The 12,279-nt window shown below is 64.7% G+C and carries 10 protein-coding genes; 9 read left to right on the top strand and 1 reads right to left on the bottom strand.

Features of this window, described 5'->3' with window-relative positions:
• Nucleotides 1-487 precede the first annotated feature (487 nt).
• On the top strand, nt 488-1,402 hold the full coding sequence (locus tag ACIGW4_RS37035) for a transposase family protein (protein WP_399586012.1): 915 nt from the start codon (nt 488-490) through the stop codon (nt 1,400-1,402).
• A gap of 162 nt (nt 1,403-1,564) precedes the next feature.
• On the opposite strand, the gene ACIGW4_RS37030 is transcribed toward ACIGW4_RS37035, so the two are convergent.
• Nucleotides 1,565-2,581: a LuxR C-terminal-related transcriptional regulator gene (locus ACIGW4_RS37030; protein ID WP_399586006.1), complete on the bottom strand. Its 1,017-nt coding sequence runs from the start codon at nt 2,579-2,581 to the stop codon at nt 1,565-1,567.
• 900 nt (nt 2,582-3,481) lie between these two features.
• Here ACIGW4_RS37030 and metG point away from each other — a divergent pair.
• The 8 genes from metG to ACIGW4_RS36990 all read left to right on the top strand — a co-directional run bounded on the left by metG (nt 3,482) and on the right by ACIGW4_RS36990 (nt 12,265).
• Complete coding sequence (gene metG / locus ACIGW4_RS37025; protein ID WP_399586004.1) at nt 3,482-5,200, top strand: methionine--tRNA ligase; 1,719 nt, start codon at nt 3,482-3,484, stop codon at nt 5,198-5,200.
• 230 nt (nt 5,201-5,430) lie between these two features.
• A complete protein-coding gene (locus ACIGW4_RS37020) occupies nt 5,431-5,562 on the top strand; it encodes a hypothetical protein (RefSeq protein WP_386569160.1) in 132 nt (43 codons plus the stop codon).
• A 263-nt stretch (nt 5,563-5,825) separates the two neighbouring features.
• A complete protein-coding gene (locus ACIGW4_RS37015; protein WP_399586002.1) occupies nt 5,826-7,076 on the top strand; it encodes an aKG-HExxH-type peptide beta-hydroxylase in 1,251 nt (416 codons plus the stop codon).
• On the top strand, nt 7,073-8,044 hold the full coding sequence (locus ACIGW4_RS37010; protein ID WP_399585999.1) for a YcaO-like family protein: 972 nt from the start codon (nt 7,073-7,075) through the stop codon (nt 8,042-8,044). The genes ACIGW4_RS37015 and ACIGW4_RS37010 overlap by 4 nt, the downstream gene beginning before the upstream one ends.
• Nucleotides 8,041-9,333, top strand: coding sequence for an MFS transporter (locus ACIGW4_RS37005; protein ID WP_399586009.1), 1,293 nt, complete (start codon nt 8,041-8,043; stop codon nt 9,331-9,333). The genes ACIGW4_RS37010 and ACIGW4_RS37005 overlap by 4 nt, the downstream gene beginning before the upstream one ends.
• A gap of 15 nt (nt 9,334-9,348) precedes the next feature.
• A complete protein-coding gene (locus tag ACIGW4_RS37000; RefSeq protein ID WP_399585997.1) occupies nt 9,349-10,242 on the top strand; it encodes a phytanoyl-CoA dioxygenase family protein in 894 nt (297 codons plus the stop codon).
• Complete coding sequence (locus ACIGW4_RS36995; protein WP_399585994.1) at nt 10,239-11,351, top strand: LLM class flavin-dependent oxidoreductase; 1,113 nt, start codon at nt 10,239-10,241, stop codon at nt 11,349-11,351. The genes ACIGW4_RS37000 and ACIGW4_RS36995 overlap by 4 nt, the downstream gene beginning before the upstream one ends.
• Entirely contained in the window at nt 11,348-12,265 is a 918-nt protein-coding gene (locus ACIGW4_RS36990) for a class I SAM-dependent methyltransferase (protein WP_399585993.1), read from the top strand. The genes ACIGW4_RS36995 and ACIGW4_RS36990 overlap by 4 nt, the downstream gene beginning before the upstream one ends.
• The last annotated feature ends 14 nt before the right edge of the window (nt 12,266-12,279 follow it).

The raw sequence follows: 12,279 nt of genomic DNA, 5'->3' as shown, positions 1-12,279 counted from the left end.
ATCCACGGCCGGGTAGTCACACCATCCCGAACGGCCGAATCGTCACACCGGTCACGGCCTACCAGGACCGTTCAACAAGATCGTGTTACGAGCTCATAGGGCACAACAGAAATAGGGCTCGTCGAAGATCCAATCCACTCGCGGAGGGTAGCGGCGAGGTCTGACAGCGATACTTCGTCGACGAGGCGTACGAGAGCTGGACCCGCTTCACGTCCGTTGCCGTCCGGCCCATCTCCTCGGATCGGTGTGGTGCTGCTCGCAAGCCTGGTGGCTGACCGCGCTGCTTGCACACGTCGCCTGTCGCAACCTGCCCCATGCTCAGGACGGTACCTGGGCAGGACTTGTGCTCTGTGCTGAACGAAGTTGTCGGAGACAGGTAGCTGTCGGAGAGATCCCAAACGGTCCGCAAAGCCGTCCTAACGAGCTGGTGCGTGATAGCGGGTGAGGCGTCCGTGCTGGTGGGTGGCATGATCCGACTGTGGCGATCATGGTCAGTCGGACGGTTCTCGCGCATCGGTTGTTCACGGGCATCTCCCAGCGGCATCTGGGCTGTCTGGTCGCGGAGTTGGCCGACCCATGGCAGGCCGCTGTGGAGGGACGCCGTCATGAGGCACGCGGCGGGGACAGAAAACGCGAGGCAGGGGCAGGCGCCCGGCATCGGCTGGTGTTCGTCGACCGGCTGGTCGCCACGCTGATCCATCTGCGGCACGATCTGCCGCACTCGGTTCTTGCTCTGCTGTTCGGTGTCGACCGTTCCACGGTCACCCGGGCCATCGGTGAGATACGGGCGCTTCTGGCCGAGCGGGGATGCGCGGTCTTTGACCGGCCTGGCCTGCGGCTGCGGACCCTGGCGGATGTGTTCGCCTATGCCCAGGCCGAGGGCATCGAACTGCGGCTGGACGCCACCGAGGTCCAGGTCCGCCGACCCTTGGCCGGCCGCGGCGGACGCCGCGCGTTCGTCTCGGGCAAGAAGAAGCAGAACACGATGAAGGCCACCGTCATCGCTGATCGCCAGGGCCGCACGCTTTGGAGCGATGCTCTGCGGCCTGGGCGGATGCATGACGCGACCGCCACACGCAACGAAGGCATCGGTGTCTGTTTCCAGCACTTTCCGGACGTGGAAGTGCTCTTGGACGACGGATATCTGGGCCTCCGGCGCGACCACCCCGGGCAGGCGATCACACCACCCAGAAAGCCAAACAAGATAGCCCTTCCGCACGTGCACGCCGCCCGAGAAGAAGCCCGACACAACCACTCATCGAAACGCATCACCGTCGAGCACGCACTTGCCGACCACAAGCACTGGAAGCAGCTGACCCGGTGGACCCACCGGCGCGAAGCTCTGCCCGACACCTACCGGGCCATCGCCGGCCTCGTCTCCGACCGCACTGCCGACGCGTGACCACGACCCCGATCAGGCAAGCACGCCTCACCCGCAATCACGCACCAGCTCGTAAGAGACCTCGTCGTCCATCAGTTTCCAGGGTTGCCAGCTTCAACGCCTGACACATTTACGCCTCTGCCACATTCTTGCCACAGTGTCCAGTGCAGCATGACCTCTATGTCATGTCAGACTGGCCATAGAGCTTGTGTCCAGCGAGAGCAGACCACTTTCCGAGGCTCGCTGGCCTAGTTGGAATCGACTATTCGCCCCTAGACGTGCGGACACTTCGGTAATTATGCGGCGTTCAGTTCGGAGGGAAATGCCCATTTTGCGAGCCGCCGCTTCGTCGGTGAGTCCCTGGGCAAGGAGCCGAAGAAGTTCTCTCTCCTGGGGAGAGACGCTGTCCACGCCTCGGCTTCGCTTCGGCTCGGCGATCGGCACAGCCATCTCCCAGACGAGGTCGAAGAACGCGCACAGAGCGGCTACGATGCCGGGTTCTTCTACGAGGATTGCGCCTTGTGAGCTGTCCTCGGGGTTGATGGGAATGAGAGCCGCGCGTCGGTCGAAGATCTGGATCCTGAGCGGAAGCACGGGCGTGGTGCGGGTCTCGCCGCCGTTTTCGGTAAGCCAGTGGGCGTGTTCCATGCTCGCCGGGTCGTTCCTGACGCTGTCCAGATAGATGGTCTTCATGGCTACTGAGCGCGCAAGGAGGGACTGTGCCAAGGGCCGGCTGGCTGCCCGGTTCTCCGGGGTTTGCGGGCCGCCGGGGGCGAAGGCCAGGGTCTCCTCGGCGGTTGCCGCGACGAGTTCGTCCATACGCGCCCGGACTGCTTCGAGGCTGGTCAGTCGCTCGAACGGCCCTCCTTGGCCGTATGAGTACTCGGCTGCGTACTCATTGACCAGGCGCGCTCCCAGTGCGCGAAGCTCTTCCATCTCCTGCTGTTGCTTGACCAGGTCCGCCTGCCGTTGGGCCAGGAAGGCTTCGAACACCTTCTCGGGATTCATGGGCATGAGGGCGTCAGGCTCTTGCCATGACCGTCGTATGAGGGCCAGATCGGCAAGTACATCGAGGCACTCTTTGACCCTGGCTTCTGAGATTGCCAAGGCCGCTGAGATCTCGCTGACAGTGATCCCTGGCCGGCGCAGCAGGAGCAGATATACCGGTTCGATTGATTTATCCAGCTTGCCGCTTTTCAACGTAGATCCCCCCACAGGACTTCAATCAATGTGCATAGGGCATCGATTCTTGACGGGTGATCCGAACTTCGCAAGTCCAAGTTGTCCTAAAAAATAGGATTTACCCCTAAGGCTCCCTATGTACATGCTTCATGTCGTGGCCACATGCGCCGCGAGGCAATCACTCAGAGACCCGGAACTGCTGGTAAAAGCACTGCAGCAGGCTGATACGGGGCAGAAGCGGCTGGAACATGCCCGGATCCACCCATCGCGTGGGGGAGCGGTAGTAGTGCTCTTTCTCAGTGGTCCTGATTCGCATCAGGCGCAGCAGTACGGCCGGGCTCTCTTCCAGCGAGCCATACGCAATGAGCCCATGCTGTCCACATGGGCACTCTCGCAGTGCAGTCCACTTCCGATGGAGTGACTCCGACCGAGCATCCCGCAGGCAAGGTTGTGCCACGGTCTGTTTGTGCCACCAAAGACCTCTGGATGTGGCGCGCCGGCAAGGAAAAAATGGATCCGTCAACACGGATCTGCCCAGATGGGAGTACTTGTCGTGCGTTTCGGTCTTCGATTTCTTGCTGCAGCGGTCCTGGGAGTCAGCGTGCTCCTTGGAGTCGGTCACGGTGCTCCTGCGCCGACCGACAGCCTCGCGGCCGACTCGGTTACCGCGCACGCAGCCACGTCTCTGGCCCTCAACGACGATGTCGGCTGGCAGTAGAGGCAACCGCACGACAGTGATCGGCCCCTGCTGCAAGCGAGCCGATCACCACACCCCGGTCACGTAGGATGAACAACGATCGGCCGTCTTCGTGGACTCGCTTGGCCGCCTGTCCTCGGGCGGCCGATCGTGCTTTGGCACTTTCAAGACCGCTTCGGCCTCGCCGCCGGCGCCGTACACACGAAATGGAGCATCCAAGGATGGCTCGACACCTGGTAACCAGCGCGCTTCCCTACATCAACGGGATCAAGCACCTGGGCAACATGGTCGGGTCGATGCTTCCGGCGGACGTGTACTCCCGGTACCTCCGCCAGCGCGGTCACGACGTCCTCTACATCTGCGCCACCGACGAGCACGGCACGCCGGCCGAGCTGGCTGCCAAGGAGGCCGGGCTGACGGTCGCCGAGTTCTGCGCGCAGGCCCACGATGCGCAGAAGGCCGTGTACGACGGCTTCGAGCTGGCCTTCGACTACTTCGGGCGCAGCTCTTCGCAGCAGAACGTTGAGATCACCCAGCACTTCGCGCGGAAGCTGCACGAGAACGGCTTCATCGAGGAGCGGGCGATCCGCCAGGTGTACTCGCCGGTCGACGGCCGCTTCCTGCCGGACCGGTACGTCGAGGGCACCTGCCCGCACTGCGGCTACGACAAGGCCCGCGGCGACCAGTGCGAGAACTGCACCCGCGTCCTCGACCCGACCGACCTGATCAACCCGCGCTCGGCGATCAGCGGCTCCACGGACCTGGAGGTCCGCGAGACCAAGCACCTCTTCCTGCTGCAGTCGAAGCTCCAGCACGAGGTCGAGGAGTGGATCGCCACCGTCAGCGACCAGTGGCCGCACCTGTCCACGTCCATCGCCCGCAAGTGGCTGACCGAGGGCCTGAACGACCGCGCCATCACCCGCGACCTCGACTGGGGCGTGCCGGTCCCGGCCGACACCTGGCCGGAGCTCGCGGCCGAAGGCAAGGTCTTCTACGTCTGGTTCGACGCCCCGATCGAGTACATCGGCGCGACGAAGGAATGGGCGGACGCCGCCTCCGACGGTGAGACCCGCGACTGGAAGTCGTGGTGGTACGAGGCCGACGACACCGTCCGGTACACGCAGTTCATGGCCAAGGACAACGTCCCCTTCCACACGGTGATGTTCCCGGCCACCGAGCTCGGCGTGCGCGAGCCCTGGAAGAAGGTCGACGTCGTCAAGGGCTTCAACTGGCTGACGTTCTACGGCGGCAAGTTCTCCACCTCGCAGAAGCGCGGCGTCTTCACCGATGCGGCCCTGGAGATCCTGCCCGGCGACTACTGGCGCTACTTCCTGATCGCCAATGCCCCCGAGTCGGACGACTCCTCCTTCACGTGGGAGCACTTCACCGCCACGGTGAACAAGGACCTGGCGGACACCCTCGGCAACTTCGTCAACCGCGTGCTGTCGTTCTCCCGCAAGCGGTTCGGCGACGAGGTCCCGGCCGGGCATGCCGCTGGCGAGGCGGAGGCCAAGCTGGGCGAGGAGATCGCACGACTGCTTGGCGAGTACGAGGAGCAGATGGAGGCCCTGCAGTTCCGCAAGGCCGCCGCCGCTCTGCGGGCGCTGTGGTCCGCGGGCAACTCCTACCTGGAGGAGAAAGCCCCCTGGCTGGAGATCAAGACCGACGCCGACGGCGCCGCGCTGACCCTGCGTACCGCGATGAACCTGATTCACCTGTACGCGGTCGTCTCCGAGCCGTTCATCCCCTCCTCGTCGGCCGCCATGCGCGGGGCCTTCGCCCTGGAGAACGACACCGCGACCTGGGTGACCGCAGAGCAGGCCAAGTCCCTGGACGCCGTCCCGGCCGGCACCGCGTTCACGGTGCCTCCAGTGCTCTTCGCGAAGATCACCGAGGAAGACCTGGAGTCCTACCGCGGGCGCTTCGGCGCCGGTATCTGACCAGCCAGACGCACAGACACCCGTAAAGGGGCCAGGAACCGACACGGTTCCTGGCCCCTTTGCTATGCGTTCCCAATTGACTCGGCTGCAGGAGTGACATAACTGTGCCAACGTCAACTTGTGCCACCCCAGAAGCATTTCATGCGTCCTTCAGCCGTGCCAGAATAATTCTCGGAAGGGGCGCTAAGGCGCTCAATCCTTTCGAATCAGATAAACCTTCAGGAGGAATCATGCCCGAGATCGACGAGCTGGACATCCAGGTTGGCCGTGGCGCTGTCGGCTCCGCGATGATGCAGATGAAGGGCCGCGTGAGCACCGAGCTCGACGACGACGCCTTCACCTCGTTCGACGGCGAGCGCTAAACCCGCCGCACCTGGTGCACGGCCGAGAAGCTTGAGCTTCTCGGCCGTGCACAGGCCTTCACTCATCCACTTTCAGCGCAGGTCATAAAACTGAAGCCGAAAAGCTGGATACCTCCGCCGGTTTTTATCCGCCGCGCGTGATGCAACCCATGACTCCCGTCGCGCCATCGGTTCACCGGGCTTATCGGCGCCCCCTGGGCACCACAGCCGTGCAACCGGACTGCTTCGCCGAAGGGGGCCTGACAGACGACAAGGAGAGCATCTTGCTCGCAGATCCCAATGGAGCAGAAGCAGCCGCGCTGCGCCGCTCCCTCGGTGAAGCCATCACCGCAGACTGGCAGAAGGTCCTCGACGCTGCCCAATCGGTGCAGATCTTGGCGCCGGAGAAGATCGCGCTGCTGCACCAGGCCCTGGAGAGCACCGCTGAGGCCCCTCGCCGCAGCGAGTTCTACGCGGCCTACTTCGCGGCACTCGACGCGTTCGCCGCGAAGGATCGCGATGCAGCGACCCGAGCAGTGCTGGGCCTCGGCAATGTGCTGGTGGAAGACGCCGCCCACGGCCGCGTGCAGACTCCCCTCCCCATATCGCGGTCGGCCCGACACGGTTCGGTGCGTCTGCCTTTCACGCCGGTCGACTCCGCATGGCTGCTGCCTGCGGACACAGATGTACTCGACCCGCAGCACCTCGCTGACGAGAAGCACACCATCCTCGAGGCTGCCGCCGCCTCGTGGATTACCAGCGAGCCCGGCACAGTCCGCCTGCGTGCCGAAACCGATGTCGTCCGTACGGAAATCGCCAAGTACAGCGACCAGACCAAGGACATCGCACAGCTCGATCCGGGTCTGACCGTGGCCGCGGGCACGGACGACGACACACAGACGCTCATACGCAACTACGACGCCGGGCTGCGTCTCATCGAACAGGTGCTCCCGGAACAGGCTGCGGAGATCCGCACCCTCACCGAGTACGTCGCCCCCCTGCGAGGCGAGCATTTCGTGGGCGGCTCCGACATCGTTCTCTTCGGCGCTTCGTTCCTGTGCCTGGAACCCACGTGGAGTCCTCTCTGCTTCGCCGACCACCTGACACACGAGTCGACGCACCAGCTGCTGCACGCCAAGCAGGAAGTTCATCCGCTGCTGCTCAACCGTGACGAAACGGGCCTGAGCTCACCTATCCGGACCGACCCGCGGCCCCTGTACGGCACGTATCACGCCACCTTCGTCTTTCTGCGTCTGACTCGGCTGATGGCCGCGGTGCTGCGCTCTTCTGACACCCAGTGGCACGAAGAGGCAGAAATCCGTTTCCACCGCCACCTCCTCGGCCTCCTTCAGGGCCTCGCGATCATCGACGAGCACGGCGTGTACTCGCCGGAGGGCCGCCAGGAACTGGACGGCTGGATCGAAACCGCACGAGAGCTCGTAGCCTTCGCCGGCCTGCCCAACCCGAAGCTCTACAACCGCCTCAACTGGGACTACGACCAGGCCAACGGCGATCTGCCGCTGCTCAAGGTATGAGCCTCGACGACGCCCACGTGGCCGCCGCCACCTCAGTCTTCGCCTTCTGCAAAAAGCAAGGGATCTACTTCGCCGATGCAGAAGTAAGCGTCACGATCAACCGGCGCAAAATCTCCCTGCGGGGATCGAGCCTCGGATTCGGCGAAGAGCTCAGCCGGCGAAGGTGCCGTTCGGAGCTACTGGAGCGCTGGGCACACCTTGAATGGGAACTCGCCGGTTCACCAGAGCTGACCGGGCGGGGGATAAGCACCGGGCAGACGTACACCGGCCTCCTCCAGCCCGGTATGGCAGCAGCAGGGGAGGATCCGGACGGCAGCGGCTACTGCGCAGGGCCTGCGCCGGTCAAGCACCACATTGTGGCTCATGGCCTGATGGAGGTCATCGAACGCGACAGCGTCGTTCGCTTGTTCGATCGCCATGAAGTCTCCCTTTTTGACAGCACGTCCTCCATCCCCGAGGCACTGCACTGCCTTCTGCGCGGACAGAAAGCCGCCGCAGAAGCATGGATCGTCCAGCGGCCAGGGCTGCCCCCCACTGCTGTCGCCCTTGTCCGCTGCCAGTCCACCGGCGCGGCAGCGGTGGGAACCGCCTGCAAATACACCGATTACGACGCCATTTACAGAGCCGTACTGGAAGGGGTGATGATGCTAACCACGGTCAGGCACACACTGCGCATGGACACCCCACCGCCGCAGATGGACGGGATCCTGTGGGCGTCGAACCACAGCACCGCCCTGCGAGAGGAACTGCGCGCCAAGCAAGCGACCCGGGCCACCGCTCCCACGCACATCCCTGAGGACCTGTCCGCGCTTGCGGCGGGCGTCCGGTCGGCTCTGGGCAGCGAGCCGATCGCGGTGCACTTCCCCCTCAAGCACTCCCGGGTCTCAGCAACCGAGGTGTGGCGGGTCCTGGTCCCTGGCGCCCTCAACCCGGCCCAGGCAAAGCGCCAGCCGTGGCCAATCGGATGAAGGCGATGAAACCGATGAGGCAGGACACCTCGACCACCAAAGAACGGTTTGCGGCCATGTTTGCGTCGCTGCGCCGCAGCCGTGACTTCCGCATCTTCTTCCTCGCCCAGTTCGGCTCCAACATCGGCACCTGGATGCAGATCACCGGGCTGTCGTGGGTCGTGCTAGACATGACCGGCTCAGCATCGAAGCTTGGCCTCGTGCTCGCAGTCGAGACACTTCCCGTCCTGCTGCTGGGCCCGTTCGCCGGCTCTGTCGTCGACCGCTACGACGTACGACGACTCACCGTCGCCACGCAGAGCGGACTCGCAGCCATCGTGGTCCTGCTCGCCGTGCTCCAGCTCACCGAAAGACTGGACTACCTCACCACCCTCATCCTGTCCTTCCTTTTCGGCGCCCTGCTGGCAGTCGACAGTCCTGCGCGACAGTCCTTGCTCCCCGAGATCGTAGACGCGCCCAACATCAGCAATGCCATCGCCATGAACGCCGTCTCACTGAACGGCAGCTCGCTTCTCGGCCCCGCCCTCGGCGGCCTGATCGTCGCCTGGGCCGGCGCTGCATGGTGCTTCATCCTCAACGGAATCTCATTCGCCGTGGTCGCCGGCGCCCTGCTCGCCCTGCGCCCGCAGGGGCGAATCGCGCAAACCGACCCGCAAACATCGCCGCAAGACGATTCCACGGCGCGAATCGGCGTGGTGCTGCGCCAAGTGGCCCGCACACCGATCATCCGCGACGCCCTGCTGATGATGGCGCTGGTGGGCACCTTCACTTACGAGTTCCCCGTCACGCTGCCACTGCTCGCCCGGGAGAGCTTCGAAGCCGGCCCCACGCTCTACGGCCTCTTCTTCGCCGCGGCAGGGGTCGGAGCCACAGTATGGGGGCTCCGACTCGCGGGCCAGAAAGATCACGGCCGAACAGCACTGACCAATGCGGCCATGGTTCTCGGCGCTTTCCTGCTCATCACGGCATGGATGCCGGTCCCGATCGCAGCAGTCGCCTCGTTCGTACTCGTCGGCGCAGCGTCGGTGAGGTTCATGGCCCTGGCCAACGCGGCAGTCCTCGAGAACGCACCCCCGCAGTTCCGGGGACGAATCATGTCCTTGTGGCACATCTGCTTCCAGGGGAGCACGCTCATCGGCGGCCCCGCCATCGGCTACGTGGCCGCCGCTCTGGGAGCGCGCTGGTCTCTGGCTGCCGGAGCCGCCGCAGCGATCATCGCCGGCCTGCTCGGCCGATGGAGCCTGCTGCGCGAACGCTCCGGATCCCAGCCCGCAATGGCCACCCAGTAGACAGTGAGGCGAAACATGGAAGAGCTGCTCGACTCAACTCCCTTGCTCAAAAACCCCCGCCAGCTGCGAGAGCGTATGGCCCGGGACGGCTACCTCCTGTTGCGGTCCGCCCTGCCCGCCGTGGAAATCCGAGAAGCTGCCGACGCCGTGGAAAGGATTCTCACGGACGGCGGCTGGATCGACGAGAAGGGCAACGCGCAGCATGAGCCAGCATCAACGCCGTACCAGGAGCGCGACCCGGCATACCGTGCAGCAGCACAAGCACCGGCGTTCAACCGGATTCCCTACCTCGACCAGCTGCACGGTCTGATCCAGAACCTTCTGGAACACGACGTCTTCAGCCTTCCCTCAAAGGTCCTGCGCGCCACGCCCCCCGCCGCGTGGATCACGGAATCGGGCCGGTACGTGCACCAGGACTTCTCGTACTGGGGCGTCAACGACATGCTCACGACATGGATGCCCTTGATGGACATCCCCCGCGAACTGGGCGGACTCGCTGTGTTGCCCGGTAGCCAGATCGGCCCACCGCGCCCTTTGCGGGTACTCAGCGACGACGAACCGGGCTGGGCAACAACTGACTACCGACTCGGCGATGTCGTGATCTTCCACTGCCTGACCGCACATGCCGCACTGCCCAACAAGACCGACGGACTCAGGCGATCGGCCGACTTCAGATGGCAGCGCACGGATGAACCGGTGCGCCGTGAGTTCATCCTCGGCCAGGGGGACCGCACGGACGAACTCTTCGCCCGCAGGTTCCACAACGAGGCATGGTGGCGCCCCGTACCGGACGAAGTGCGTCTGATCGAAGGCATGTGGGATCAGATCATCCGCCCCACCCCCTCCAGGTTTTTCTCAGTCCACGAAGACTGGAACAGCTGGGACGGTGCCAAGGAGGAGCAGGAGTGAAGACGCTCTGGTACATCTCCCGTGCCGACGGGCCCATGCCATGGAACCCCCAGGGCATGGCCTCTCTGGACCGCACGCGCATCGAGGCCCTCGCACGCGAGGTCGAGAATGCCGGCTTCTACGGTGCCCTCGTCGCCACATGGTCCAGCGACGCCCTGGTGACTTCCACGTTCGTGGCCGCCGCCACCACTCGGCTGCGCGTCCTGACTGCGGTGTACGCCAATCTCGTCCCCGCCAAACTCCTTGCAGAACAGGCCCGCGCATACAACGCGCTCACTGGCGGCCGACTGCTGTTCAACCTCGTCAACGGTCGCGACGACATCCTGCGTACCTACGGTCTGAACCTGTCCCACGACGAGCGCTATACGGCAGCCGAGCAGTACTGGGCAGACTTCCGCCAGCACTACCAGGCGGACGACTTCTTCGGACAGGATCTGGACCCTCACGATCCCCGCTCTGAAGAAGGCGTGCCCCTCTGGGGTGCGGGCGACTCCCCGGCCGGCAGCGCACACGCCGGAGCCGTCCTCAACGGGTACCTGACCATGCTCAAGGACTCCCAGCGCACCCGGGACAGCCTTGCCCGCGCCCACCAGGCGGCCGCCGAGCACGGCAGGACCTTCGCCGAGACAGGAGTCATGGCCGGTGTGACTGTGCGCCGGCGCCGTGAGGAGGCACAGGCGCACTTCTACGGCATGTTCGAAGACCTCGGCCCGCAGATCCTGGCCGAGCAACTGCAGAAGGCAATCACACGCAGAACACAAGGCCGCGAGTCCCTCAAAACCTTCGTCGCCCCGGACGCAAAACGCCAGTCGTGGGTGGACGCACTCAGCGCCGGACGGCTTCCCACACTCACCGAACTCCATCTGCACGGCGCGCACTACGCGGGATTCGCCGCATGGGCCCCCCTCGACGTCTTCGGGGACGGAGCCGCCGCCGTGTACTTCGTCGGCTCTCCCGACGACATCGCCGACGACATCAAGAGCATGAAAGCCGAGACGGGCATATCAGCGCTCGTCCTCACTGGCTGGCCACTGCGAGAAGAGGCCCGTCACACAGGAAATCTGCTGCTGCCCCGCCTCGACGACATGGACAAGGACATCAGCACATGAGCCAGATCCGACAGGCACCGCCGGTCCCCGTACACGCCCCGGTCCGGCGGCAGCGGCTCGGTGCGTCGTTCGACACTCTTGCCGAGTACTACACGGCGGGCCGCCCCACCTACCCGGCCGAGTTCGTCCAGACCCTGCTGCAGCCTCTGCTTGACCGCACAGACACACATCGCACGGTCCTAGAGGTGGGAGCAGGGACCGGACAGGCGACTCAACTTCTGCCACAGTTCTTCGCCCAGGTCACCTCCATGGAACCGGGACGCAAGCTGTGCGAAGAAGCCAGCCAGCGGCACGTCTCCGATCCCCATGTCGCAGTACACCAGTCAACCTTCGAAGACTGGAGCGGCACCGACCGCCATGACTGCGTTTTCTCGGCCTCCGCGTTTCACTGGGCCGACCCCCGGGTCTCCTACGAAAAGGCCGCCGCGCTGCTGAAGCCGTCGGGCCGGCTGGTCTTCGTTTCTTACAGCGATGTCATCGGCAGCGATACCTGGGAGGAGCAAGCCGAACGCATCCGAGCCATCTACCGGCGCCTGGCCCCGCAGCTCACTCCTCCGTTCGGCACCCGCCGGTTGGACGAACTGCGCTCGCGGCTGAAGGGCAACAGCGAATCCATCGCCCAAGCTTTGGAGTACCTCGAGTTCGGCACACCCGAGCATGTGACCGAACTTCCTATAGGTCACTGGTTCGGGCCTGCCACAGTCCTCGTCGACCGGCATGATCGCCGCTACACCGGAGAGGGCATCGTCGCCGCCCTTTCCTCATACGGCGGCTTCCGCGGCCTCGAGCAGGACACCGCACGCCAGCTGGCGGACGAGATCCGCGCCTACGTCGAGGAAGAGTGCGGCAACCAGCTCCTGCGCTCCTTCGCTCTGACGGGCCTGGCAGCTGACCGCGCCACCACTCTGGTGTAGGAAGGCTGGCTTAC

It is taken from the genome of Streptomyces sp. NPDC053513 (assembly GCF_044544765.1).
In the GTDB taxonomy this organism is placed as follows: Bacteria; Actinomycetota; Actinomycetes; order Streptomycetales; family Streptomycetaceae; genus Streptomyces; species Streptomyces litmocidini.
Note: the sequence above shows the minus strand (reverse complement) of the source record. Positions and strands in the feature narration are given on the sequence as shown.